General features: G+C 59.1%; 22 protein-coding genes. 11 read left to right on the forward strand and 11 right to left on the reverse strand.

Annotated elements, in window-relative coordinates:
- The first annotated feature begins 95 nt into the window (after nucleotides 1-95).
- Complete coding sequence (locus tag GH784_RS03510) at nucleotides 96-857, forward strand: transporter substrate-binding domain-containing protein (protein WP_019564339.1); 762 nt, start codon at nucleotides 96-98, stop codon at nucleotides 855-857.
- Between the two features lie 40 nt (nucleotides 858-897).
- Here the strand turns inward: GH784_RS03510 and uppX are convergent, their stop codons facing one another.
- On the reverse strand, nucleotides 898-2,124 hold the full coding sequence (gene uppX, locus GH784_RS03515) for a Wzx-type polysaccharide biosynthesis protein UppX (RefSeq protein WP_003514941.1): 1,227 nt from the start codon (nucleotides 2,122-2,124) through the stop codon (nucleotides 898-900).
- 350 nt (nucleotides 2,125-2,474) lie between these two features.
- Between uppX and uppY the strand changes: the two genes are divergently transcribed.
- On the forward strand, nucleotides 2,475-3,770 hold the full coding sequence (gene uppY, locus GH784_RS03520) for a Wzy-type polysaccharide biosynthesis protein UppY (protein ID WP_065703913.1): 1,296 nt from the start codon (nucleotides 2,475-2,477) through the stop codon (nucleotides 3,768-3,770).
- A 27-nt stretch (nucleotides 3,771-3,797) separates the two neighbouring features.
- On the forward strand, nucleotides 3,798-4,550 hold the full coding sequence (locus GH784_RS03525; RefSeq protein ID WP_065658369.1) for a polysaccharide deacetylase family protein: 753 nt from the start codon (nucleotides 3,798-3,800) through the stop codon (nucleotides 4,548-4,550).
- A 74-nt stretch (nucleotides 4,551-4,624) separates the two neighbouring features.
- Here GH784_RS03525 and GH784_RS03530 read toward each other — a convergent pair whose 3' ends face one another.
- Together GH784_RS03530 and GH784_RS03535 are read right to left on the reverse strand one after the other, a co-directional pair.
- Nucleotides 4,625-5,275: a S24 family peptidase gene (locus GH784_RS03530; protein ID WP_003514944.1), complete on the reverse strand. Its 651-nt coding sequence runs from the start codon at nucleotides 5,273-5,275 to the stop codon at nucleotides 4,625-4,627.
- 111 nt (nucleotides 5,276-5,386) lie between these two features.
- Complete coding sequence (locus tag GH784_RS03535) at nucleotides 5,387-6,037, reverse strand: response regulator (protein ID WP_065703787.1); 651 nt, start codon at nucleotides 6,035-6,037, stop codon at nucleotides 5,387-5,389.
- A gap of 244 nt (nucleotides 6,038-6,281) precedes the next feature.
- Between GH784_RS03535 and GH784_RS03540 the strand changes: the two genes are divergently transcribed.
- Together GH784_RS03540 and GH784_RS03545 are read left to right on the forward strand one after the other, a co-directional pair.
- Nucleotides 6,282-6,635: a DUF952 domain-containing protein gene (locus tag GH784_RS03540; RefSeq protein WP_003514946.1), complete on the forward strand. Its 354-nt coding sequence runs from the start codon at nucleotides 6,282-6,284 to the stop codon at nucleotides 6,633-6,635.
- Nucleotides 6,635-7,726 carry a quinone-dependent dihydroorotate dehydrogenase gene (locus GH784_RS03545; protein WP_013635431.1) on the forward strand — a complete coding sequence of 364 codons (1,092 nt, stop codon included), beginning with the start codon at nucleotides 6,635-6,637 and terminating at the stop codon, nucleotides 7,724-7,726. The genes GH784_RS03540 and GH784_RS03545 overlap by 1 nt, the downstream gene beginning before the upstream one ends.
- A 125-nt stretch (nucleotides 7,727-7,851) precedes the next feature.
- On the opposite strand, the gene GH784_RS03550 is transcribed toward GH784_RS03545, so the two are convergent.
- Both GH784_RS03550 and GH784_RS03555 read right to left on the reverse strand, forming a co-directional pair.
- The gene (locus GH784_RS03550) at nucleotides 7,852-8,349 is read right to left on the reverse strand and encodes a CAP domain-containing protein (protein WP_013635432.1); all 498 of its coding nucleotides are present in this window, start codon (nucleotides 8,347-8,349) and stop codon (nucleotides 7,852-7,854) included.
- Nucleotide 8,350: 1 nt separating this feature from the next.
- The gene (locus GH784_RS03555; RefSeq protein ID WP_065703789.1) at nucleotides 8,351-8,617 is read right to left on the reverse strand and encodes a DUF6460 domain-containing protein; all 267 of its coding nucleotides are present in this window, start codon (nucleotides 8,615-8,617) and stop codon (nucleotides 8,351-8,353) included.
- A gap of 168 nt (nucleotides 8,618-8,785) precedes the next feature.
- On the opposite strand from GH784_RS03555, the gene GH784_RS03560 reads away from it, so the two are divergent.
- From GH784_RS03560 to GH784_RS03570, 3 genes are all read left to right on the forward strand, one after another.
- The gene (locus tag GH784_RS03560) at nucleotides 8,786-9,727 is read left to right on the forward strand and encodes a class I SAM-dependent DNA methyltransferase (protein ID WP_065703791.1); all 942 of its coding nucleotides are present in this window, start codon (nucleotides 8,786-8,788) and stop codon (nucleotides 9,725-9,727) included.
- 134 nt (nucleotides 9,728-9,861) lie between these two features.
- Nucleotides 9,862-10,473, forward strand: coding sequence for a YitT family protein (locus tag GH784_RS03565; protein ID WP_003514951.1), 612 nt, complete (start codon nucleotides 9,862-9,864; stop codon nucleotides 10,471-10,473).
- Nucleotides 10,474-10,546: 73 nt separating this feature from the next.
- On the forward strand, nucleotides 10,547-11,188 hold the full coding sequence (locus GH784_RS03570; protein ID WP_003514952.1) for a YitT family protein: 642 nt from the start codon (nucleotides 10,547-10,549) through the stop codon (nucleotides 11,186-11,188).
- A gap of 26 nt (nucleotides 11,189-11,214) precedes the next feature.
- Here GH784_RS03570 and GH784_RS03575 read toward each other — a convergent pair whose 3' ends face one another.
- A complete protein-coding gene (locus GH784_RS03575; protein ID WP_003514954.1) occupies nucleotides 11,215-11,676 on the reverse strand; it encodes a carboxymuconolactone decarboxylase family protein in 462 nt (153 codons plus the stop codon).
- 100 nt (nucleotides 11,677-11,776) lie between these two features.
- Nucleotides 11,777-12,280: an RrF2 family transcriptional regulator gene (locus GH784_RS03580; RefSeq protein ID WP_013635435.1), complete on the reverse strand. Its 504-nt coding sequence runs from the start codon at nucleotides 12,278-12,280 to the stop codon at nucleotides 11,777-11,779.
- Nucleotides 12,281-12,432: 152 nt separating this feature from the next.
- Between GH784_RS03580 and GH784_RS03585 the strand changes: the two genes are divergently transcribed.
- Entirely contained in the window at nucleotides 12,433-14,922 is a 2,490-nt protein-coding gene (locus GH784_RS03585; RefSeq protein ID WP_065703792.1) for a ligase-associated DNA damage response DEXH box helicase, read from the forward strand.
- A gap of 34 nt (nucleotides 14,923-14,956) precedes the next feature.
- Nucleotides 14,957-15,685: a ligase-associated DNA damage response endonuclease PdeM gene (gene pdeM / locus GH784_RS03590; RefSeq protein WP_025592414.1), complete on the forward strand. Its 729-nt coding sequence runs from the start codon at nucleotides 14,957-14,959 to the stop codon at nucleotides 15,683-15,685.
- A gap of 18 nt (nucleotides 15,686-15,703) precedes the next feature.
- Here pdeM and GH784_RS03595 read toward each other — a convergent pair whose 3' ends face one another.
- The 4 genes from GH784_RS03595 to podJ form a co-directional block, all read right to left on the reverse strand.
- Complete coding sequence (locus GH784_RS03595) at nucleotides 15,704-16,141, reverse strand: universal stress protein (protein ID WP_003514961.1); 438 nt, start codon at nucleotides 16,139-16,141, stop codon at nucleotides 15,704-15,706.
- Nucleotides 16,142-16,301: 160 nt separating this feature from the next.
- Nucleotides 16,302-17,126: a TIGR02186 family protein gene (locus tag GH784_RS03600; protein WP_013635439.1), complete on the reverse strand. Its 825-nt coding sequence runs from the start codon at nucleotides 17,124-17,126 to the stop codon at nucleotides 16,302-16,304.
- Nucleotides 17,123-18,049 carry a sulfite exporter TauE/SafE family protein gene (locus GH784_RS03605; protein WP_003514964.1) on the reverse strand — a complete coding sequence of 309 codons (927 nt, stop codon included), beginning with the start codon at nucleotides 18,047-18,049 and terminating at the stop codon, nucleotides 17,123-17,125. The genes GH784_RS03600 and GH784_RS03605 overlap by 4 nt, the downstream gene beginning before the upstream one ends.
- A 263-nt stretch (nucleotides 18,050-18,312) precedes the next feature.
- Entirely contained in the window at nucleotides 18,313-22,086 is a 3,774-nt protein-coding gene (gene podJ / locus GH784_RS03610; RefSeq protein ID WP_153793201.1) for a cell division protein PodJ, read from the reverse strand.
- Nucleotides 22,087-22,462: 376 nt separating this feature from the next.
- On the opposite strand from podJ, the gene GH784_RS03620 reads away from it, so the two are divergent.
- On the forward strand, nucleotides 22,463-24,259 hold the full coding sequence (locus GH784_RS03620; protein ID WP_065658363.1) for an acyl-CoA dehydrogenase C-terminal domain-containing protein: 1,797 nt from the start codon (nucleotides 22,463-22,465) through the stop codon (nucleotides 24,257-24,259).
- The last annotated feature ends 32 nt before the right edge of the window (nucleotides 24,260-24,291 follow it).

The following is a 24,291-nucleotide window of genomic DNA, read 5'->3' on the forward strand; positions in this document are numbered from 1 at the left end:
GAAATATAGTTATTGGTTTTACTTTAGCTGTCGCTTTACAATTCGGTGGTAATTTGGGAGAACTTCACGCGGAAGGTCTCTCGGACAGAAACCGCATGCCGGTGCTGTTTGATGCGCAGGAGCGGTTTCCGGGTGGCGATCTCTCCTCCGTGCCCCGGATCAGGTTTTTGATGTCGGTCGATTTTCCACCCTTTAATTTTACCGATCAGGAAGGCCGGCTTGCCGGTTTTCATGTCGATCTGGTGCGCGAAATCTGTGCCCAGCTGAAGGTTGAGAGCAAATGCCAGGTGCAGGCACTGCCGTTTGACGAGCTGGAGGCAGCGCTGGAAATGGGAGAGGGCGAAGCGGTGATTTCCGGCATTGCCACTACCGCCGATCTGCGAAAGAGTTTCACCTTCTCGCGACCCTATCTGCTGTTGCCTGCGCGTCTTGCCGTCAACAAGGCGGCGAAATTCACTGGCTCCGGCGCTGATGCCCTGTCGGGAAAGAAGGTGGGTGTGGTCACGGGCTCGCGGCACGAACAGATGCTCAAGGCATTTTTTCCCAAAGCCTCGGCTGAAGGCTTTAATGGTTACGAACCCATGTATGAGGCGTTGAAGACGGGCAAGGTGGACGCCGTTTTTGCGGATGGGCTGCGCCTGCCTTTCTGGGTTTCGGGAAGCGCGTCCGGTGCTTGCTGTGCGCTTTTCGGCGGACCTTATTTATCCGACAGATTTCTTGGTGAAGGCCTTTCCATCATGGCAGTTGATCCGGACGATGTGCTTGTACCGGCCTTTGATCAGGCGCTTGCCGCACTTTCGCGCAATGGCCGGCTGGAAGAAATCTACCGGCGTTATTTCCCCTACGGGCTTTATTAGAGAAATCCGGTTTCACTCGGATCGGGGCCCGGATGACGTTCTATTTGGCGGGCGCAAAGGCTTCTTCGTTGCGCCGCAATCGCAAAAGCGCGATCCAAACGGCGGCGGCGATGGCGGCTTCCACGAAGAAATAGCTGCCGATCGTTCCCGAAATGCTGAAGGACCAGGTGAGGAAGGCGACGATAACGGAGCCGATGAGATTGCCGCTGTTCCATATCTTGGCGCGGATATCCTGCCGTCCGGAAGCGCCAAGCGCCTCAAGCGCGGTTGCCGCAACGGCCATCGGCAGCACGACCCAGCAAAGGATACGGGTGATGATCGGCAGCGAGACGTATTCGTCGCCGAACAGTAGCGGCAGGAAGGGTGCTATGATGAAGATGACAAGTGCGCTGCCGACTGCGATGACAAGCGCTGCCTTCAGCACATTATAAGCGCGCTCTATGGTCTTTCCGATACCCTGCAGGGCGGCTGAGGCCGACCCCGGATAGATCAGCCGGTTGAGAGCCTCGACGGAGAGGTAGGAGCTGTCGAGAATTCGCCGGGCAATGGAGTAGCTGCCCAGAACCTCGGCGCTCGCAACGGCACCGAGAACGAGAATATCGGCATTGCCACGCACGGCCTTGAACAGGAACTGGGTGGAAAACAGGATGCCGATGCGGATTTCATCGCGAACGATCCGGAAAACCGGCCGACCGAGCCTGCCGATCGCCTTCAGCGAAATCACTGCCGCAATCGTATGGGCAGCCAGGTTCCACAGGGCCCAGGCCTCCACCGTCTCCACCTTGAAGATGAGACAGGCGACCACGGCGGCAATTGTGCGGGCAACGGCGAACATCACTTCCAGCTTGTTGGCGGAGGCGAAGTCGGAATGGGCGATGAAGCTTTGGGTCGAAAGCGAAATGACTTTCAGAAGGATGAGGTTCGTCACCAGGATCACGAAAGTGGTGATGAGGGTATGCAGCAATGTTTCCGACGTCGGGAAAAACACCGGGATCGTGACCATGCCGATGATGGTCAGCACAATGCCGGTAGCGGCGCTCAAGAGATAGCTGTGGCCGAGCATCACGGGAAACATGCTGCGATCCTGCGCCACGCGGCGGATCAGCGATTCCTGCGAACCGAAACCACAAATCTGTACGCCGAGATTGGTCACGGCCGTGATCGAGGCATAGAGCGCGAATTGTTCCACGCCGAGATGGCGGGCAAGCAGGGCGAAGGTCAAAAGCTGGGCGGCGCTGGACATCAAAAGCGCCCCGCCGGATGCCATATAGGTCAATCCCAGTCTGACTAGATGGCTGAACCGCGGCGTATTCAACGACACCTTATTCTCCGTGCTTTCCGGCGTCGCCGGGCGAATTCAAGATAACTGCCGTGTTCTTAAAATTGATGAACTGAAAAACCCGGCAAGGGGGCAATAATTCGAAGGCCGTTGACCTCTATGAATGGCAGTTGCCCAGTCTTAGCCTTCTTGAGGTAAGAGAGGGTTAAAGCAATTGTATAATAATGATGATAATGACTGTTATGGTTATTTGGACATGGCCCGGTTTAAAAAAGGGTTTCGTTGTTCGTCACAAGGCAGGCCAATGATCCGATTATCCTTTTTCGATGTGGCCGACGATGCCGCCTTTTACTGATACGCAGTCCATTCCTGTACAGAGCAACAGCATGTCGCTTACGGGCGGCCGTCGCGACGCGATTTTTTTCGTCGTCACGATGCTTTATATCTGGATTTCCGTTGCGCCTTTCGAAAATCTTGCTGCCGCGCCCGTGCCGCACGCCGCCGCAAACCAGCTGACCGGGCTGGTGATTGCGCTGATGCTGGGTGTTTTTGCCCTGCGTCATCGGCTGACGGGGCTTTTGTTGCGGCCGCGTCTGCCCATTATGCTGTTGTTTTCCTGGCTGGTGATTTGTTCGGTGCTTGGCTCCCAGCCCGGCACCTCGCTGCAACGTTTGCTCTTTACGGGCCTTCTGTGCTTCATCACCAGCGTCCTCGTCGTCATGCCGCGCGACAGGCGGCAGTTCGACCGGATGATGGCCATCTTCGCCGTCATCCTGCTGGCGCTCTGCTACTTCGGGGTGATCTTCCTGCGCTCGCGCTCGATCCACCAGCCCTACGATCTCGATGAAACGGCGCTCGCCGGCGATTGGCGCGGTATCTTCAATCACAAGAATGCCGCCGCTCCGGCCATGATCATTCTCGTCATGATCGGGCTTTACCTGCGCAATAGCTGGTCGACGGTTGGCGGCATTGTCATCACGCTTCTGGCAGGGTTCTTCCTCTGGAAAACCAACGGGAAAACCGCAGCGATGCTGTTGCCCGTCACTGTTGCGCTGGTCTGGGTCATGGAAAGACATGCCGGTCGGACATTGCTGATGATCGGAGGTCTTCTGGCTTTCCTCAACATCCTCGCGGTCGGCTCCACCTATTTTCCGAGCATACGGCATGTGGTCGATAGTCTGGGGATCGATTCCACCTTTACCGGCCGAACGGATATATGGCGCCTGTCCTTCGACACGTTTGCGCAATCGCCGATCTTCGGGCAGGGTTTTCAGGCATTCTGGACGAGTGACCGGCTTCTGGCGCAGGCCGATACTGCCGGCACCTGGGCGGTCACCGCCTTCCATGCCCATAACGGCTTTGTCGAAAGCCTGCTGAATGGTGGCCTGCCGGCCTTTGTTCTCATCGTCATATGGCTCGTCATCATACCCGCAAACGATTTTCGTATAGCTGTGAACAAGGGTACCGATCCGGCATTAACGCGGCTTTTTGCACGAATTTGGGTGTATGCACTGCTTTCTTCGTGTCTTGAGAGTAATTTCTTTACCGGAACCGGGCCTATCTGGTCTTCTCTACTGATTGCAATCTATTGTTTGAGGCATCAGGCGTACGACATACTTGAGCAGGGGCAGTAATTTGCAGACAGGCCGGGGGGCTTATGCATGACACAAAAAATCGGGACATTTGCAGACAGGATCAATAACCGGCTGGTGCAGTACTTTCCAGGACCGGCGTCGCTGATCAAAACGTCCGAACCAATCGTCTCCTTCACATTCGATGATGTGCCGGCGACCGCCTGGACAAAGGGCGCGCGCATTCTGGAAAGCGAGGGTGTTCGCGGGACATTTTATCTCGCAGGAACTTTTATCGACCAGCACTATGAACAGCAGGACATGATTTCAACCGAAGGCTGTTCGGAACTTGCAGCGGCCGGCCACGAGCTTGCCTGCCATACTTTTTCCCATCGCAAACTCTCGAGCTTTTCACGGCGCGGGCTTGAAGAGGATCTTGATCACAACGAAACCGTGCTGGCATCGTTCGCCGAAAACCGAGGCAGGCGGAATTTCTCCGTTCCTTTCGGCATGGCCTCGCCCGTCATGCAGCCCCTGTTACGACGAAGGTTCAAGACCGCTCGCGGCATCATGCCTGGCATCAACCGGGGCAGCATCGATCCGTACAATCTTGCCGGGGTGGAGTTGCGCGCGGACCAAAACTATCTCGATGCCGCCGATCGTTGGCTCGAGGATGTTTTGCAAAATGGCGGCTGGCTCATCATTTTCACCCATGATGTTTCGCAGACGCCGAGCTTTTACGGTTGCCCGGAAGACAAACTTCAGAGCCTTGTCCGCAGGGCAGCCTCCGGCGGTGCGAAGATCATGACGGTTGATGCCGCGGCAACGTCACTCGGTCTGTAAAGGGATAGTATCGACGCCTGCTCTCTGAGTTGGGCCCGGGCAAGTAGGACGCCTGTCTTCGCAATGGCGGGTGTCTATTGGCTGGCCCAGATGATGCGGGCGATCCATTCCACATCGGCCATGTCGAAACTGCGGTTCGGATGTTCGGGATTGAGCGAAAGAAGCTCGATATTCTTGGGGCTTTGCCGCGCCAGCACCTTGGCCATCACTTCGCCGTCACGGCTTTTCAGCACAACGCGGTCGCCGCGCCGAACCTGCGCGCCCGGCTCCACGATCAGGATATCGCCGTCGCGGTAAAGCGGCATCATGCTTTCGCCCTGTACTTCCAGCGCGTAGACGCCCTGCTTGCGTTCGGGAGAAGAGGGGAACTCCACCACATCCCAGCCTTGACCGGCCGGAAAACCGCCATCGTCGAAAAAGCCGCCGGAGCCCGCCTGCGCAAAACCGAGCAGGGGGATGGCATTGTCCGCACCGGAAGGCTGCATTGTCTGCGTCCTGCCGAAAGCATAACCAAAAAACTGGTCGACGCTTGCCCCCGTCGCCTCCAGCACCTTGGATACCGATTCCGTCGAAGGCCAGCGTTTGCGGCCATCCGGGCCGAAACGTTTCGATTTGTTGAACGAGGTGGGATCGAGACCGGCACGCTTCGCCAAGGCCGAAGGCGTCAGCTGGTGACGTTTGGCAAGCGTATCGATGGCGCTCCAGATCGTCTCGTGTGAAAGCATGATGAAAGCCCGCAGGTGGAGCCCGTGGCGGAAAAGCTCCTGTCGTTTACTCCGCGGAATCTAGACCATATCCCGTCAGGAGTAAAGAAAAGAAAGGAATAAAATCCTCGATTATGCCACCATGGCCGATGTGTTTATCTTGCTGAGCTGTATCACCGCCTGTGTACGGCTATCGACCTTAAGCTTCAACAGAATAGCGGAGACATGCGCCTTGATGGTGGCTTCCGAAACATTCAGCGCATAGGCGATCTGCTTGTTCAGCAGGCCTTCGGCCAGCATGCCCAGAACCCGGCTCTGTTGCGGCGTCAGCGTTCTGAGCCGGCCGATGAGATCAGCCACGTCAGGATCATGCTCCTTTTCGCCCTGACAGCTTGCCGGTATCCACACATCGCCTTCAAGAACCGAGCGAATGCCATCCCTGATATCGTCGATGCCCGAGGATTTGGAAATAAAACCGGAAGCGCCGAGTTCGATGGACCGGCGAACAGTGGTCGCGTCGTCCGTTGCCGAAACGATGACGATGGGCAGGCTGGAAAATTCCGCCCGCAGCGCCATCAGGCCCGAAAATCCGCTGACACCCGGCATGGCGAGGTCCAGAAGCATCAGATCGGCGTCGTTGCATGCCGTCGCGGCACTTCTGGCAGCCTCGAAATCCCCGGCTTCCATGATTGTCTGCTGCCCGTCGAGACCGGATACGGCCTGTTTGAGGGCACCGCGAAAAAGCGGGTGGTCGTCTGCAATGATAATGACAAGTTCCGACATTCTGGCCCCCTCCCAAGGGCGTTATGCGGTTCTTTGAAAGGTATGGCGCACTCCCGTTTGCCGGCAGTCTAGACTGCTTCCGGCTCCTCTGCTGAAAGGTTGCTCTAATCGGTTGCGTATTACAAGAAAAAGCTTGGGAACAGCCGTCGCGCCAATAAAAATGCCGTGGAAACTGTGGACAATCGACCCGCTTTGCGGCAAACCGCCCAGACTGAAAAGCCTTGGAAAGCCTTCGGAGAGCCCCATGCACGAAACGCCCGCGATCATTTATAAAATCGTGCCGGAGACGTTGTGGAATGCAGCCAGGGCACAAGGCGTCTTCGAAGGCGCCGCCATCGATCTGACGGATGGGTTCATTCATTTTTCAACGGCAAAGCAGGCGGCCGAGACTGCCGCCCGGCATTTTTCCGGCCAGACCGACCTGCTTCTGATCGCTGTTGATGGTGCAGCACTTGGCGACAAGCTGGTTTATGAACCCTCGAGAGGCGGCGATCTTTTCCCCCATCTCTATGCGTCTCTTCCCTTGACCGCCGTGCTTTGGGAAACGCCGCTTTCACTTGGCCACGATGGCCAGCACCAGTTTCCGGAGATTTTGTGATGAGCGGATTATTTTCCTCAATCGGCCGCAAGGGCCTGTTTCTTGTCGATCCGGAAAAGGCACATGGTCTGTCCGTGGCGGCGCTGAAAAGCGGCTTTCTGCCCACCTGCATGGTGCCGCACGATCCGCGGCTGCAGCAGACCGTTGCAGGCCTCGTTTTCCCCAATCCGCTCGGCATGGCGGCGGGTTACGACAAGAATGCGGAAGTCCCGGGACCGCTTCTGAGGCTCGGTTTCGGCTTTACTGAAATCGGCACCGTCACGCCGCGTGGGCAATCCGGCAATCCCAAACCGCGCATCTTCCGTCTGGTTGAGGATGAAGGCGTCATCAACCGCCTCGGTTTCAACAATGAAGGCCATGCCGCGGCGCTGGAGCGCCTGAAGCAGGCGCAGCTACGCGGCATCGTCGGCGTCAATATCGGTGCCAACAAGGACAGCGAAGACCGCATCGCCGATTATGTCCAGGGCATCGAGGCCTTTTATTCGGTCGCATCCTATTTCACCGTCAACATCTCTTCGCCCAATACGCCGGGTCTGCGTGACTTGCAGGCGCGCGAAAGCCTCGCGGCACTTCTTGGCGCCGTGCTGGAGCGCCGCAGGGCAGAAGCCGAACGTTTTGGCAAACGCATTCCGATCTTCCTGAAGATCGCGCCCGATCTGACCGAGGAAGGGCTGGATGACGTGGCGGAAGAGGCGCTGGCCCATGATCTCGATGGCCTGATCGTCTCCAACACCACGCTCTCGCGTGAAGGCCTGCGGCCCGGTCCGCATAAGGGTGAGGCGGGTGGATTGTCCGGCAAGCCGCTATTCGAGCTGTCGACCACTGTTCTCGCCAAGATGCGCCGGCGCGTCGGCAGCAATCTGCCCATCATCGGCGTGGGTGGCGTTTCTTCGCCGGAAACGGCACTGGAAAAGGTAAGGGCAGGGGCCGATCTGGTTCAGCTCTATTCCTGCATGGTCTATGAAGGCCCCGGCCTGCCGTCGTCCATCGTCAAAGGCCTGTCGAAGCTGGTCTCTCGCGAAGGTGTGCAGTCCATTCGTGACCTACGCGACAGCACGGTCGACCGCTGGGCCGACCGCAAGCTTGGATGACGATGACCTGAACGGTCGAGACGCTGCGTCGGTTAAGATAAGTGCTTATCGTGGTGGTGTGCTCTCCTGCCTCATCCCTGTGACAGGGACAGGAATGAGGGTGTAGGGGGCGTCCCCCCGTTATCTCACGCGCAGAGCACCATCGCCCAATAGGGCCGGTTGCGGCTTGCGGCATCATAGGCAACCGCGACGCCAAGGCCATTATAGGGTCCGAGCATGTTTTCGAGATGATGTTTCGAGCCGATCCAGGCCTTGACGACACGCTCCACGCTGTCCTGCCCGGCCGCCACGTTTTCCGCTGCTGGTAGCGGCACATTGCCGTCCTTCATGCGGATGAGGAAACTGTCGGTCAGGCCGATCAGATGCGCCATCTTCTGCGCCTTGACCATGCGTCCGGCCTGATAAGCGGCCGCACCACTTGCCGCACTACTGAAGGAGAGTGGCGAAAGCCCTTTCGAGCGGCGCAACTCGTTGACCATTGGAAGCGCTGCCGCGGTCTCATCGCGGGTGCCTGACGGCATGCCCTTGTTTGTAGGCACGGAAACACAGGCGGAAAGAACGGAACCGGCGGAAATCAGCACGAAGCCGCGCCGCGTAAGCGTCTGGAAAGATGTGTCGGTCATGTCAGCGGCGATAGCTCAGGAGGCGCAGGATGATGAAAATGGGTATGACGATCGTCGCGCCAAGGATCAGATAGTCGCCGATTGCGCCAAGCGCTTGGAAACCGCTGCGCCACAGATCGACCACGAAGTCGCGTGCGCCATAGATGATATTCCATGGCGTCAATCCGAAGATCGCCATCAGAAAGCCGACGAGCAATGAAACCACCAGTAGCTTCACCACGGTGCGGGCCACCGTATCACCCAGCATTTTGTTGACCTCACCGGCCATCAGCAAGTCTCCTGTTTTGTCCTGACATATGAAGCACGCTGCTTCGATGCAAGTTTCGGTGCACTATATCGCGTCATATTCGCAATTCCATGAGTGCGCCATGAAATAGGACTTGAGTTTTTTTATGGCTTGATAAATGACAGCCGACATCTTCTCAGGAAATCTTGAATGGCCCCAAACCAGTTTTCTTCCGGTGACGTCATTGCCGACCGCCGGGCGGACTATGCCCGCATGTTGGCGGAGAGTGGTGATTATCCCGCCGCCGCCGAACTCATGGAGCAGGCGCTTGAACTTGCGCCACGGTGGACGGCGGGCTGGTTTCGCTTCGGGGAATATCATGAAAAGGCGGGGGAAGCGGACAAAGCTGTGGCGGCTTACGAAAAAGTCGCCGAACTGGATACGGAAGGGCTGTTTGCAGCCGAACTGAAACTCGCGGTTCTCGGCGCCGCGGACACACCGGAGCAGCCGCCGAGCCGTTATGTAGAAGGGCTGTTCGACGATTATGCAGACCGTTTCGAAACGTCGCTCGTCGAGAAACTGGATTACAGCGTACCGCAAAAGCTGGCGGAGCTGATCGGCAAGGCGGCGGGAGGCGGCGTCTTCGACACCATTGTCGATATTGGCTGCGGCACCGGCCTTCTCGGCGTTGAAATCCGCCTCCTGGCAAAGCGGCTGGAAGGTTTCGACATTTCCCAGAACATGCTCGCCAAGGCGGAGGAAAAGGGACTTTACGACCATCTCGGCCAGGCCGATCTATCGCTGGAAGCTGACACCTCGGGACTGTTCGCGCCGGCAATGCCGCACCACCGCGCGGACCTCGTCGCCGCCGCCGACGTGATGATGTATCTCGGCAGTCTCGAAACAGTCATGCCCCTCGTTTCGGCCCTGCTTGCGCCCTCCGGCTTCTTCGCCTTTTCGGTGGAGGACGCAGGGGATGAAGATGGTTTCGTGCTGCGGGAATCGCTGCGTTACGCACATTCGAAAAGCTATGTGAGCGGCCTTCTTGAGCGGGCAGGCTATTCTCTTATCGAAATCCGCAAAACCACCATTCGCAAGGATGCCGGAAAACCCCTTTCCGGCATTCTTTTTCTTGCCCGCGCCAAAGCCTGAACATTTCGTTTCTTGCCTTTTTCACGATAGGTCAGTCGTCCTTACGTATCCATCTTGATCGCGTGTTTGTTGCAGTGCAAAATGCGCGGAAACCTGAGGGAAAAAGCGTGAGCAGAACGAGAAGCGTTTACAGCATGTGGAGTTCGGATCCGGCCAAACATGCGCCGGTGGAAGACGTGCAGGGCATCGTTACCGGAGCTATCGTATCGGCGCTCGGTTTTTATCTGCTGAACAAGGTCGGCCTTTTGACCGGTGGCACCGCCGGCGTCGCCTTCCTCATTCACTATGCCTTCGGCATCAGCTTCGGCCTCCTGTTCTTCCTCGTCAATCTGCCCTTCTATTACCTCTCCTTCCGCCGCCTCGGTCTTGCCTTTTCCATCAAGACCTTCATTGCCATCGGTCTTGTTTCGGTGCTGACGGAAGTGGAAGCGCGCTGGATGGTCATTGACAGCATCAACCCGCTCTGGGCGGCGCTGCTCGGTGGCCTGCTCCTCGGTTACGGGTTGCTGGCGCTTTATCGCCATCGCGCCAGCCTCGGCGGCATTGGCATTCTGGCCATCTATATTCAGGACCGCTTCGGCATCCGCGCCGGCCTGATCCAGCTTGCCTTCGATGCATTCGTGATGCTCTGCGCCTTCCTCGTCATCGATCCGGCCACCGTCGTCTATTCGATTGTCGGCGCCTTCGTGCTGAACATGTTTCTCGCCATCAACCACCGCTCGGACAGATACATCGTTGTGCGCTGAAGAAAGTACGCTTGAAATCTCTCGCGCTTGGGCGCAATAGCTCGATCAAGGCCGGAAAATCAGGGGAACAGGCATGGGCGATACGACTACGCGCAAGCGCGTGAATATCTGGGCTTCCGCGCCCGATCGCCATTCGCTGCTGGAAGATGCCCAGGGCGTTCTGGCGGGCAGCATGCTGGTCTCGCTCGGCGTGACGCTGCTTTCCGCTGCGGGCCTCCTCACCGGGGGTGTGGTGGGTATTGCCTTTCTGGTGCACTATTCGATCGGCTTCAGCTTCGGCGCGGTGTTCTTCCTCGTCAATCTGCCGTTTTATTATCTCGCCTTCCGCCGTCTCGGCCTTGCCTTCACGGTCAAGACCTTTTGCGCCATTGCCATGACGGCGCTGCTTTCGGAATATATGCCGGGCTTCTTCGCGTTCGAAAGCATCAATCCCGTCGCGGCCGCCCTTTTCGGCGGGTTGACGGTCGCGGCAGGCATGCTGGCACTGTTCCGCCATCGCACCAGCCTCGGCGGCTTCGGCATATTGGCGCTTTATCTCCAGGACCGTTTTGGCTGGCGCGCCGGTCTCGTCCAGCTCGCCTTCGATGGCATGGTGCTGGCGTGCTCATTCTTCGTGGCGACACCCTTCGTCATCCTCTGCTCCATCCTCGGCGCGCTGGTCATGAATCTCGCGCTCGCCATCAATCATAGAAACGACCGCTACATCGCCATGTAACGGTCGTCCGGTGCAGGTAAAGCGGATCAGGCTGCTTTTGCTGCCGTTTCGACCGGGTGCTGCGAACGGAAGCCGACGGCGATGCGGTTCCAGGTGTTGATGGCACCGATGGCAACGGTGATCTTCACGATGTCCTCATCGGAGAAATGCGCCTTCAGGGCCTCGAAGGCGTCATCCGGAGCGCCGGTTTCGGCAATCTTCGTTACCGCATCCACCCAGCCGAGCAACGCCCGTTCCTGTTCGGTATATACCGGGGATTCCCGCCAAACGCTCATCAGGTTGATCCACTGTTCGGAAAGACCGTCGTGACGGCTTTCCTTCACATGCATGTCCACACAGAACGCGCAGCCATTGATGATTGATGCGCGCAGCTTGATGAGATGAACGAAGCGGCGCTCGAGGCCGCTGCTCTGGACGTAGGTTTCGAGCGCCATCACGGCTTTGAAGGCTTCAGGGGATGCCTTGGCATAGTTCAAACGGGTTTTCATGTGTCTCTCTCCATTCGTGGTTCAGTTTGAGGGGCATGTGTCATCGTTCCGGGAAGCTGCGAAGCTCTCCGGTATTTCAGATGGTTGGGTCTTTTAGGTTCTAGCGCGTCGCCGTCCTGCGCTCGTTCAGCTCCAGAAAGGCGCAACCGCGTGCCGCAATGCCGCCGTCGTCAGTGGCGGCAAGGTCGCCCAGAATGTCGGCAATGCTGGTTTTAGCGAGTTCCGCCCGATAGGCTTTCTCCGCCTTCAGCATCGCGGCGTTGATGCCGCAGGGCTTGGTGAAATAACGTCCCGGCAAGGGGTTCGGCCCGCGCTGGCGAATTTCCGCGCAGCGAAAGGCAGGCTGTGGTCCCTCCACGGCCAGAACAATATCAAGCAGGGTAATCTTGTCGGTTGTCCGGGCCAGACGATAACCGCCCTTCGGCCCTGGTACGGTGGAAACTATTCCGGCACCGGAAAGCAATTGCAGGTGCTTCAAGAGATAACTCGTGGAAACGCCATGGAATTCTGCCAGCGCCGCCGCCGAAAGCACGCCACCTTCGGAAAGTCCCGCTAACATGCCCACGCTGTGAATGGCCTGTTCAACGCCGTCGCCGAGTTTCATTCGATTTGCTCACGTTTGGTTTGCTTTAGTAGCGTGGATATTATTTATCCATGATTATGCATTCCTGTCAAGCAGCTCTGTTCCGCTCTTCTTTTTTCAAGGTTTCTCACTACCTTGAAGGCGTGAAACACGCTGAGCCTCCCATTTCCGGCATGCATGTCGGCACCTTGCCCCTTTCATTCCAGAAATGGTTTGCCGAAAAAGGGTGGTCCCCGCGCGCGCATCAATTGGAGCTGATGGCTCGGGCGCGTGGCGGCGAAAACATGCTGCTGATTGCACCGACGGGTGCCGGCAAGACGCTGGGCGGCTTCATGGCGTCGCTCACCGATCTTGCTGAACGCGGCAAGGTGCCGCCGGGCTCCGCCTTTGTCGGCGTGCACACGCTTTACATCTCGCCGCTCAAGGCACTTGCGGTGGATATCGAACGCAATCTCACCAAGCCTGTCACGGAAATGGGCCTGCCGATCTCAATCGAAACCCGCACCGGCGATACGCCGCAGGCAAAACGCCAGCGCCAGAAGGTCAAACCGCCCGATATTCTCCTGACGACGCCGGAACAGGTGTCGCTGCTGCTTGCCAACAAGGAAGCCGAGCGCTTTTTCCGCGACCTGAAATATGTGGTGCTGGATGAGCTGCACTCGCTCGTCACCTCCAAGCGTGGCCATCTGCTGTCGCTCGCGCTCGCGCGGGTGCGCAGGCACGCGCCGCATGTCCGCTTCATTGGCCTTTCCGCCACGGTGGCGGAGCCGATGGATTTGCGCCGTTACCTGGCACCCCAGGGGCAGGGAGAACCGCCCGCAGGTCTTATAACAGTGGAAGGCGGAGCCAAGCCAAACATCGCCATTCTGCAGACGGAGGAGCGTATTCCATGGTCCGGCCATTCCGCGCGCTACGCCATGAAGGATTTGTATCCCGCTCTGAAGGCGCACCAGACGACGCTCATCTTCGTTAACACCCGTTCGCAGGCGGAAAGGATTTTTCAGGAACTCTGGAATGTAAACGACGATAATCTTCCGATCGCCTTGCATCACGGTTCGCTGGATGCCGGACAGCGCCGCCGGGTGGAGGCCGCGATGGCTGAAAACAAATTGCGCGCGGTCGTCGCCACCTCCACGCTCGATCTCGGCATAGACTGGGGCGATGTCGATCTCGTCGTGCATGTCGGCGCGCCAAAGGGGGCGAGCCGCCTTGCCCAGCGCATCGGCCGCGCCAATCACCGCATGGATGAGCCGTCAAAGGCAATCCTCGTTCCCGCCAACCGTTTCGAGGTGATGGAGTGCCGGGCCGCACTCGATGCGAACTATATCGGCGCGCAGGATACGCCCCCCATCGCGCAAGGCGCACTGGATGTTCTTGCCCAGCATGTGCTCGGTATGGCCTGCGCCGAACCTTTCGATGCGGATGATCTCTATCGTGAAGTGACCAGCGCTTCACCCTATGCCGATCTACCGCGTTCTACCTTCGACCGCGTCGTGGATTTTACCGCTACCGGTGGATACGCACTGCGCACCTATGAACGTTACGCCCGCATCCGCCAGATGAAGGACGGCCGCTGGCGTGTCTCCAATCCGGCGGTCGCGCAGCAATATCGCCTCAACCTCGGCACCATCGTCGAGGCTGCGGAACTTAATGTCCGCATGGTCAAGCGCAATGCCAAGGGCTCGGTCGGACGCGGCGGCATGTCGCTCGGCAAGGTCGAGGAATATTTCCTCGAGCAGCTGGTGCAGGGCGATACCTTCCTGTTTGCCGGCAAGGTTCTGCGCTTCGAAGGCATCCGGGAGAATGAATGCCTGGTGTCGCAGACCTTTTCGAAGGACCCGAAGATACCCTCCTATGCCGGCGGCAAGTTTCCGCTTTCCACCTACCTTGCGGACCAGGTGCGCTCCATGCTGTCAGATCCCGCCCGCTGGCAGTCGCTGCCGGATCAGGTGCGCGACTGGCTGGCAATCCAGAAGGAAAAATCGATCATTCCCAAGCGCGACGAGCTGCTGGTCGAGACATTTCCCTTCCGCAAACGCTTCTTCATGGTCATGTATCCTTTTGAAGGCCGTCTGGCCCACCAGACCCTCGGCATGCTTCTGACACGGCGGCTGGAACGGGCGGGCGCAAAGCCCATGGGCTTCGTTGCTACCGATTATTCGCTCGCCATCTGGGCCATGGAGGATATTGGCAGGCGGCTCAAATCCCGCCGCCTGTCGTTGGCGGAACTTCTCGACGAGGACATGCTGGGCGACGACTTGGAGGCGTGGCTGGACGAATCCTTCATGCTGAAGCGCACCTTCCGCAACTGTGCCGTCATTTCCGGCCTCATCGAACGCCGCCATCCCGGAAAGGAAAAGACGGGCCGTCAGGTCACGGTCTCCGCCGATCTTATTTATGACGTTCTTCGCAGCCATGAGCCGGATCATATTCTGCTGGAGGCAACCAGACGTGATGCGGCGGCGGGACTTTTGGACATTGGCCGTCTTGGCGATATGCTGAAGCGAATCAAGGGTCACACCACCCATCGTGCACTGGAGCACGTCTCGCCGCTTGCCGTTCCTGTCATGCTGGAAATAGGCCGCGAGACGGTGGCGGGCGAGGCGATGGATCAGGTGCTGGCAGAGGCCGCAGACGAGCTTATCGCCGAAGCCATGTCCTGAAGCATCAAACTGGAATGAAGGAACGACCACAAAAGTGCTGAGCCGACTGACATTGAGCGACAGGTTTTCCAATGGCTTCGAATGCCTTGGCAGCGAAACTGCCATCAACGGCGTCGCCGCCTGGTGTGACCCGTTGGGTGGGCTTTACCTGCCCGATCTGTCGCTGCTGGTTGTCTCGGACCTGCATCTGGAAAAAGGTGCGGCCTTTGCCCGGCGCGGGCGCATGCTGCCGCCTTACGACACGATCGCTACCCTCAAAATCCTGTCTTCCCTTGTCAGCCGTTACGATCCGAAGATCGTCGTCAGCCTGGGCGACAATTTCCACGATCGGGTCGGGTCCGAGCATCTGCCGCTTATGCTGCGCGAACTGATCCGCGAGATGGCCCGTGGCCGTGACTGGATATGGATCAACGGCAATCACGATCCGGATGGTACGGTCGATCTGCCGGGGTCTTCGGTAGATGAGATGTTTTATGGCAATCTCGTTTTCCGCCACGAGCCTAAGGTAGGAGATGCCGCGGGTGAAATCGCAGGCCATCTGCATCCCTCCGCCACTGTTCGCCGTCGCGAAAAAACGGTGCGGCGCCCCTGTTTCGCCACCGATGGTTCCCGCCTGTTGATGCCGGCCTTCGGGGTGATGAGCGGCGGACTGGATTTGCGGCACAAGGCCATGCGCGGTCTCTTTGACCACGCTGCACTCGTCGCGCATCTGATGGGGCGGGACCGCATCTATTCGGTACGGTTTTCAAATCTGCTCGGCTGAGCGCATCGCTCCGCCCGTCTATTGGCGATATACCAGCACCGGTATCTTCGAGTTTTTCAGCACCTTGGCCGTAACGCTGCCGACAAGCATCTCGACGAAGCTTCTGCGCCGGTGCGAAGCCATGGCGATGAGGTCGCAGCCGGTCCTGTTGGCGATTTCGACAATCGCCTCATCCGGCCGTCCCGCCCGCGCCAGCAGGGCTTCGCAATCCAGCCCCATCGATGCGGCGTGCGCCTGCGTATCTCTCAGAAAATGCTCCGCCTCCTCGCAACGGTGGAATTCCTCTTCGGCAATGGCGGCAATGTCCTCGACATCGCTGGCAATCACGTGAAAGGGTTCGGACACCGTCACGACGGTCACCTTTGCGCCTGCCTCTCTGGCGAGAGCGAACCCTTGGTCGATTGCGATCTGCGCCAGCGGCGAGCCATCGGTGGGAATGAGAATGTGCTTGAACATGACATTTCTCCTTTTCATCCCGGTCACAACCGCACTTGCCGCCATAAGCTGCATACGTGGTTGTAACGTCTTGAATTTTACCGCAAACCATTGAAGGAAGCGAACGCTATCTTTTACGCCGAAGGCGAAAGACGCGCTCTTTTACGGGAATGAAAAACACTCAGTCCTTGCGGAAAATAATACTGGCACTCCAGCCCGTGACGACGGCGAGGAGAACGCACAGCGCGCCATAGGCAAGCGGTGTCTGATGCGCGGCATCGGTGATTGCCTGTTCCATGCCGGTCTTGACGACGCGCAGTTTCAGCTCGCGCTGGGCGATGAAATTGCCGCTCTTGAAGAGATAGGCACGGGCCGTATGCACGCCGTTCGGGACGTTGGCGGGCAGGCGCAGGGTTGCCCAGAACAGGCCGGTGCGTTCAAGCCGCACGCCGGTCGTGTCGTTGCGATAGATGCCGCTTGAAAGCCGCAGGCGCCGATAGGCCTCCTGAAAATCGAAGACATTGTCGGGCACGCCGGAAAACACCGCACTTTTGAGCGACAGATGTTCGACACCCAGCCCCATTGCCCGCAAGGTGCCAGGCGAAGCGACGGCGCTGATATCGCGCGTGCTGGCCATGGAATAGGATTCCGGCAGCGGCGTGAAGGTGATGGCGCTGGTATTGATCCAGATACCGGCCACGCGCTCCTTCTTGCGCACGGTCATGTAGTCGCTGGGGCCTTCGAGGGTAACAACGATATCATATTGGCCGATAGCGAGCAGCAACTGGTCGGTGTTGTTAAGGGCGCCGAAAAGCGTGAAATCCGCCCCGCGAAAATCGGAGGTGATCGGAATCTCCGTCGTCGATGCGCCGATTTCGATATTTTCCTGCAAGGACCGCTGCTGTGTGCCGGGAGGCAGGGCAAGCGGCGGTGTCTGCGCCGAAGCGGTAAAGGCAAGGCAGGAACCGATAAGCAGAAAGGCGCAAAGCAGCAGGCGGTGGGTCAATAACCTAACCCTCCGACGGCGACCGAGAACAGGTCTTCGGGGCGAACAACCAGTGCCACGGCAAGGCGAAGGGCGACTGCAAGCACCAGAAGCGCCAAAAGCGCGCGCAGTTGTTCGCCGCGCAGTTTCTGCCCGACGCGCACGCCATATTGCGCGCCGATGACGCCCGCGACCATCAGGATGAAGGCCAGCACCACATCGACGGAATAGTTCGTCGCGGCCTGAACGATGGTCGTATAGGCGGTAACGAAAATGATCTGGAACAGCGAGGTCCCGACAACGACGTTGGTCGGAATACGCAGAAGATAAATCATGGCCGGCACCATGATGAAGCCGCCGCCGACACCCATGATCGAGGTCAGGATGCCGATACCGAAACCCAGCGTGACGACGGGAATGATGCTGAGATAGATCTTCGACTTCTTGAACCGCATTTTCAGCGGCAGGCGGTGAACCCAGTTGTGATGGCCGGGGCGGCGCAGCGTCACCGTCTCATTACGGGCAGCACGGCGCAGGGCGGAAATGCTCTCCTTCAGCATCAAGGTGCCGACAGTGCCAAGCAGGATGACATAAAGCAGCGAAACGATGAGATCGAGCTGGCCGATGCTGCGCAGGAAGGAGAATATCCACACGCCCACCGTAGCGCCCACAAGACCGCCGACCAGCAGGACGCTCCCAAGCTTCACATCCAGCGTTCCGCGCCGGAAGTGCGTGATCGAGCCGGAGACGGAAGAGGCCACCACCTGGTTTGCGCCCGTCGCCACAGCCACTACGGGCGGAATATTGTAAAAAATCAACAAGGGGGTGATGAGAAAACCGCCCCCCACGCCGAACATGCCGGAAAGAAAACCGACGGCCGCGCCCATGCCGAGAATGATGAAAATGTTCACCGACAGTTCTGCAATCGGCAGATAGACAGTCACGGCTCGGACCTCGGGCAAATGGTTCCGGGCGGCAGGGCTTGTCCGGGTGTGGGGCCGCGCCGCGATTTACATTTTCTGTCTGAAAAGACCGGGCATGCCCAGCCTTCATCCGTCATGCCCGCGAGGGTCCGACGTGTCAACATTCAACGGTAAATACGTTGATAATTTGGAAAGATAGCGATCAGGCGTGGGAGCAGCGCCACATTCCGGCGCCAAACTGTAGGGAAGCGGCCGGGAAGGCCGCCTCATCCGTTGCGAAACGGTTATTTGTTGCGGGCGAGCAGCGCTGTGACCAGCTCGTTGGTGATGCGCCCGTCGGGTGTCTGGCCAACGGATTTCTGGAAATCCTTGATGGCGGTAACCGTGTTCTTGCCAAGCTTGCCGTCGGGCTGGCCGGCATCGAAACCGTTCTTGTTCAGGATTGCCTGAATGTTGCGGATAGCCTTTTCCATGTCCACGGAGGCAGTCTTCACGCCGTCCTTGCCAGCCCATTCCTCGGGCGGGTTGACACTGTTGGCGTCTTCCGAAAGCGGCTTGACCTTCCACGCGTCGGCTTTCGCACGTGCGCTCTGAAGCTGCTGCGGGTTCATCGCTCCCGCAACCTCGTCACGCTTCTGGGCAGCGTCCGTGTCGCCATCCTTGGCTGCAATGGAGAACCACTTGTAGGATTCCTCGATATCCTGCTTCACGCCGCTTCCGCGCGCGTAGAGAATGGCAAGGTTGAACTGGCTGTCGCGGACGCCGAGTTCGGAAGCCTTGATGAACCATTGCGCGGCGGTGGTGAAATCCGGCTGGCCGGCCGCATCGGAGGCGAGCAGGACGGCGAGATTGTGCATGGCGCCTGCATTGCCCTGTTCGGCTGCCAGCGTGTAATAGCGCTTCGCTTCGGAAAGGTTGCGCTCGACGCCATTCGCCTTCTCGTAAAGGTTGGCGAGACGATATTGTGCGGGAGCAAGGCCGCGATCCGCAGCCAGCTTGTACCATTTGGCGGCTTCCGCGCGATCGGCGGCAAGGCCGCGACCTTCGGTGTAGCGTGCTGCGATCTCGTAAAGCGCCTGCGTGTCCCCTTTCGCTGCGGCTTCCGCCAGCGATGCTGGCTCGATACCGGCGGGAACCGCAATCGCGCCCTGGGCGGCAGCAGCCGTGGTAGCGGCCTGCACCGGTGCCTGCGGCTCACTCTGTGCGACAGTGCCTGACGTCGCCGCATCCACAGCGGGCGCATCGGCAACAGGCGGTTCGTTGGCAAGCGGCGCGCCGCCAATGGTACGCGGATCGATGGTGTTTTCCGACGGTGCTGCGTTTTCGATGCTGTCGGCGGATGCCGCCTCCTGCGGATCGATAGCCAGTTCGGACGGAATGGTCACGGCCTTGTCGCCGGTCTCGGGAAGTGCGGAGACCGGGGCATCGCCCATCTTCTCTTCGATGACCGGTGCCGGGGCTTCCGCGCCGCCCATCATCGTCTTGACGAGCGGCATGGCCATCATCGCAAGAAGAATGGCGCCGATGCCGAGCAGCAGCGGGCGACGATAACGTGAAAGCGCCGAAGCGTCGGGCTTGCGATTTTTCTTGCCGGTTTCAAGCTTCTCCGGGGAGGTTTCCATGGCGGCAGCCTGCGCTGCGCGACGGGCGGCGGCGATGAAATCCGTGCGGCCTTCTGCGTCCGCCGCCTTGCCGGCGGAAGCGACCTGGCTGGCGCGCACCCGTTCCAGTATTTTCTTGATATCAGGCGCGCCCGAGCCGGGCTCCAGAAGTTCGTTCTCCTGGCCCGCGGGCAGCACGTCGATTGGATCGAGCGAGGGGGCGGGTTCCACCTGCGTGCGGGTGGTGGTTGCCGATACGGGTTCTTCTGCCGATTTGGCGGTCTTCGCCGTGCCGGTTTTGAAACGCTTGGTCAGGCCGGCAAGCAGGCTCTTTTTCTCTGCTTTTGCGGGTTTTGCAGCGGCGGGCGGCACGATTGCCATCGCATCCGCGCCGTTTTCGCCGGCATCGCGCGTGTCTTCGAGAATAAGCTGTTCTTCGGTGATGTAGCCCTCTTGCGGGAAGATGGCGGCCGGCATGGCCACGTCTTCGCGGGCGGGCGTAATCATATGCTGCGCGACGTTGCGTGGCGCTGCCTCTTCGCGATAGGCGGGAGCGGGAGCGCGATTATCAAGGCTGTCCAGTCGACCGGCAATCTGCACCAGCGTTTCGTGCAGCGCCTCGAAGGTGCGGTGCGTGCGTTCTTCCGTGTTGCGGCTCAGCGCCTCGAGGCTGCGAAGATCGGTGGCAAGATCGGTCAGCATCGTCATATCGGCGAGGTTTGCGCCGGAGGAGACATTGTTGCGCGTAAAGGCGTCCAGAACGGCCTCGGCCGCCTGTCGAGCCGCTTCGATGATATATTCATCGTTGGACGCCATGTAGTCCTCGATCGCCGACATGCGGGCATCGAGTTCCGGCGACATGCCCGCCGGCTGGTGATGACCCGGCTGGCTTATTAACGAGGAGAGATGGGCGATCTGATTTTCGAGGCTGAGCAAAGCGCCGCTGTCGGCGGGTGCGGCATGGGCGGTCTCGTCCAGACGGGCCGCGATATCGCCAAGCCGTTCTTCCAGGCGCGAAAAAGTGCCTTCGTTGAAACCAGCAACGGGCTGCGGCTGGCTGTAGCGATAGTCAAGGTCTTCGATGCGCCGAGAAAGCGTGTCGAGCCGTTCCGCCAGGCCGTCATTGACGGTGCCGTGATCCAGCGCGTCGATCTTGCGGGAAATGTCGCTGAGGAACGATGTCAGTTCCGCCTGCTGTGAGGGGCGCTGCGAACGCTCCAGAAGCAGGGAAAGCTGGTCCAGCCGCTCGTGCAGCTGTGCCGCGTCGCGCGCCGTGCTCAATTCGTCGATCTTGGCGGCCAGCGTTTCAAGACGGGCGGTGAGATCCACAGCAGGATCGGGCTTTGCGGCGGCAATACGATTGATATCACCGAGCTGTTCGGCAAGGCCGTTCAGGCGGGTTTCCAGCCGCTGTGCCAGTGCGTTGTCGGTGGCCTGTGCATTGTTGGAGCGGGCGCCAGTAGCGGCAATGGCGCGGCTGATTTCATCCAGTCGCTGGTCCAGACCGGAAAACTGTTCGGTAAAGGCAGCCTCGTTCGGCTGCATATGCTTGCCGAGCTGCTCCACCGCGCTTGCGATGGTGATCAGCTTTTCCTCAAGCACGCGCACGGCGGGATTGTTGCTCATGCCGCCGAGCTGGGTCTTGATGTCGTCGAGACGATAGGCGAGCGAGACGATTTCATCCTGCAGCGAGGCCGTGTCGAAGCCGCGCAACGTGTCTTCCACGGTGTTCCAGCGGCTTTCGATCCGATGTACGCTGTCTTCACGCGCAAGCTGATCGATGGTGAGGCGCAGGTCATCGAATTCATTGCGCAGCCCGTAGGCATCGGGAGAGGCCAGATTGCCGAGCTGGTCGATGCTGCCGGCAAGCCTTGCAATATCGTCGCGCAGGTCGCCGATGAACTGCTGGTCTTCCGCGATCGCGCGAATGTTTCGGATTTCGGCTCGCAGCCCTTGCGCTTCGCGCGCCACGCCCTCCGAGATATCGTGCTTCAGCTCATGCCGCAGGTTGACGAGCGCTTGCGCGATCTCCTGCAAGGCTGCGTCGTTTCGCTGCTGCTCCTGATAGGGCGGGATGGAGCGCGCGCGCGGTGCGGGGTCGGCCGCCGCGTTCTGCACGTCGTTCGGCCGGTATTCAGGCGCAAGCGGTCTGGTAATGGTTCGTTCCGGGCGCGCAACGGGCTCCTGCGGGCGCTGGAAGCTTGCCTCAAGCAGGCGCTGGCGCTGGCGGATTTCGTTGACCGGGTCGAGTTGCGGCGGGGTGACGGTGGCGCGTGGCTCGCGCGGCGCGGCATGGGCCTCGTTTTTCGGCTCAGCTGTCGTGGCGCGGTGGTCGCGCGGAAATTTCTGGCTCATCAGCCCTTCGATGCGGGCTTCAAGGCCTTCAATGGTGCGATTGAGAGCATCAAGAGACGACCTGTCGCTCGGGCTTTGGTTTTTCGATCGCAATCCGTTCATCTTCTCGCTCGCTTCGCTTCCGTCCGGCGTGCCCGGTGTTTGTTGCAACGGCTACCCGCCTGATAATGCCGTCGCACAACATGCAGCAATTCTAGAGCCGGTATTTGCCCCCATGGAGGAAAATGCTTCGATTGACGAAGCAGTTACCTCGTGTCGGAGAATTCACGAAACGTGGTAAAGAAGTGGTTAACTATGGTTGGAATTTTTTAACTTTTGCGGCGCGTAACGCTTTCGCGTGGGGCTGGCCAAGCATTGCGCGGAAAAAGGGCCATGACATTCGACCGGAATTTATTTGACGTTTACGCGCACGTCAAATATTGTCATCCCATATCGGCCGGATCGGCTCCGGCTTTCACGATGCGGAGGAACATCGGTAATGCCTGTTTACAAGGCCCCAGTTAAAGACACGCTTTTTATTCTGAACGACGTTCTTGGCCTCGAGCGGTATAACAACCTGCCCGGCTTCGAGGATGCAACCCCTGACATGATCGAGGCTATTACCGGCGAGGCGGCGAAACTTGCCGAGGAGCGGCTTTTCCCGCTGAACCTGTCTGGCGATCAACAGGGCTGCAAGCGTGCAGATGATGGTTCGGTTTCCGTTCCTGATGGTTTCAAGGAGGCTTACGACGCCTATTGTGAAGGCGGCTGGATCGGCCTCGCCGTACCGCCGGAATTCGGCGGACAGGGCCTGCCCTATACGCTGCATGCGGCGATTGGCGAGTATATGTCGTCCGCCAACCTGTCGCTGATGATGTATCCCGGCCTGACGCAGGGCGCCATCGCTGCCGTCCTCGTCCATGGCACGCAGGAGCAGAAAGAAACCTATCTGCCGAAGATGGTCGAGGGAACATGGTCCGGCACCATGAACCTGACGGAACCCCATTGCGGCACCGATCTCGGCCTGCTGCGCACAAAAGCAGTTCCGCAGGGCGACGGCAGCTACAAGATTTCCGGCCAGAAGATCTTCATTTCGGCCGGCGAACATTCCATGACTGACAATATCGTCCATCTGGTGATTGCCCGCATCGAGGGCGCGCCGGAAGGCACCAAGGGTATTTCGCTGTTCATCGTGCCGAAATTCCTCGTGAAGGAGGACGGTTCGCTCGGCGAGCGCAACGGCGTCACCTGCGGCGCGATCGAACACAAGATGGGCATCCACGGCAACGCCACCTGCGTCATGAACTATGACGATGCGACGGGGTATCTCTTGGGTGCGGAGAACAAGGGTCTCTCTGCCATGTTCGTGATGATGAACGAAGCCCGCCTCGGCGTCGGCCTTCAGGGCCTGTCCGTGGGTGAGATCGCCTATCAGAATGCGGTCGAATATGCCCGCGAGCGCATTCAGGGCCGTTCACTTTCCGGTGCGAAATTCCCCGATAAAAAGGCCGATCCGATCATCGTGCACCCGGATATCCGCCGTACGCTGATGACTATCAAGGCCTATAACGAGGCTGGTCGCGCCTTCCTTCTGTGGACCGCGCTGCAATCCGATATCGCCCATCGGTCGACCGATGAGAAAGAGCGTCAGACGGCAGATGACCTGCTCGGTCTCGTCACGCCGATCCTGAAAGGCGTGCTGACCGACAAGGGCTTCGACCATGCCGTGATGGCGCAGCAGGTCTTCGGCGGTCACGGCTATATCGAGGAACATGGCATGAGCCAATATGTCCGCGATGCCCGCATCACCATGATCTATGAGGGTGCGAACGGCATTCAGGCGCTCGATCTGGTCGGCCGCAAGCTCGGCATGAATGGCGGCCGTGCCGTCATGGCGCTGTTCAAGGAAATCGGCGATTTCTGCGAGGAAAACCGCGCTGACGAAAAGCTTAGCCTCTACACCAAGGGCCTGAAGAAGGGCTTGAACGACCTGCAGGCCGCAACCATGTGGTTCATGCAGAACGCCATGGCCAAGCCAGACAATGCCGGTGCAGGTTCGACCGATTACATGCACCTCTTCGGTATCGTGGTGCTGGGTTACATGCAGGCCCGCATGGCGAAGGCGGCGAGCGAAGCCCTTGCGGCAGGTAGCACTTCGGACGAGGATTTCCTCAAGACCAAGCTTGTCACGGCGAAGTTTTATATGGAGCGCATCATGCCGGAAACGGCGCTACGCAAGGCTCGCATCGAAACCGGCGCGGACACCATGATGGAACTGGCTGCGGAAGCATTCTGACAGGGCGTGTCACGCGCCGAGGGAGAGAGTTA

The sequence above is a fragment of the Agrobacterium tumefaciens genome, from assembly GCF_009649785.1.
GTDB classification, from domain to species: Bacteria; Pseudomonadota; Alphaproteobacteria; order Rhizobiales; family Rhizobiaceae; genus Agrobacterium; species Agrobacterium tumefaciens.

Bases quoted from the DNA above. Each gene is read 5' to 3' on its own strand.
- GH784_RS03510 (WP_019564339.1), top strand. From the start codon at position 96: ATGCCGGTGCTGTTTGATGCGCAGGAGCGGTTTCCGGGTGGCGATCTC.
- uppX (WP_003514941.1), bottom strand. From the start codon at position 2,124: ATGGCATCCGGCGGGGCGCTTTTGATGTCCAGCGCCGCCCAGCTTTTG.
- uppY (WP_065703913.1), top strand. From the start codon at position 2,475: ATGCCGCCTTTTACTGATACGCAGTCCATTCCTGTACAGAGCAACAGC.
- GH784_RS03525 (WP_065658369.1), top strand. From the start codon at position 3,798: ATGACACAAAAAATCGGGACATTTGCAGACAGGATCAATAACCGGCTG.
- GH784_RS03530 (WP_003514944.1), bottom strand. From the start codon at position 5,275: ATGCTTTCACACGAGACGATCTGGAGCGCCATCGATACGCTTGCCAAA.
- GH784_RS03535 (WP_065703787.1), bottom strand. From the start codon at position 6,037: ATGTCGGAACTTGTCATTATCATTGCAGACGACCACCCGCTTTTTCGC.
- GH784_RS03540 (WP_003514946.1), top strand. From the start codon at position 6,282: ATGCACGAAACGCCCGCGATCATTTATAAAATCGTGCCGGAGACGTTG.
- GH784_RS03545 (WP_013635431.1), top strand. From the start codon at position 6,635: ATGAGCGGATTATTTTCCTCAATCGGCCGCAAGGGCCTGTTTCTTGTC.
- GH784_RS03550 (WP_013635432.1), bottom strand. From the start codon at position 8,349: ATGACCGACACATCTTTCCAGACGCTTACGCGGCGCGGCTTCGTGCTG.
- GH784_RS03555 (WP_065703789.1), bottom strand. From the start codon at position 8,617: ATGGCCGGTGAGGTCAACAAAATGCTGGGTGATACGGTGGCCCGCACC.
- GH784_RS03560 (WP_065703791.1), top strand. From the start codon at position 8,786: ATGGCCCCAAACCAGTTTTCTTCCGGTGACGTCATTGCCGACCGCCGG.
- GH784_RS03565 (WP_003514951.1), top strand. From the start codon at position 9,862: ATGTGGAGTTCGGATCCGGCCAAACATGCGCCGGTGGAAGACGTGCAG.
- GH784_RS03570 (WP_003514952.1), top strand. From the start codon at position 10,547: ATGGGCGATACGACTACGCGCAAGCGCGTGAATATCTGGGCTTCCGCG.
- GH784_RS03575 (WP_003514954.1), bottom strand. From the start codon at position 11,676: ATGAAAACCCGTTTGAACTATGCCAAGGCATCCCCTGAAGCCTTCAAA.
- GH784_RS03580 (WP_013635435.1), bottom strand. From the start codon at position 12,280: ATGAAACTCGGCGACGGCGTTGAACAGGCCATTCACAGCGTGGGCATG.
- GH784_RS03585 (WP_065703792.1), top strand. From the start codon at position 12,433: ATGCATGTCGGCACCTTGCCCCTTTCATTCCAGAAATGGTTTGCCGAA.
- GH784_RS03595 (WP_003514961.1), bottom strand. From the start codon at position 16,141: ATGTTCAAGCACATTCTCATTCCCACCGATGGCTCGCCGCTGGCGCAG.
- podJ (WP_153793201.1), bottom strand. From the start codon at position 22,086: ATGAACGGATTGCGATCGAAAAACCAAAGCCCGAGCGACAGGTCGTCT.
- GH784_RS03620 (WP_065658363.1), top strand. From the start codon at position 22,463: ATGCCTGTTTACAAGGCCCCAGTTAAAGACACGCTTTTTATTCTGAAC.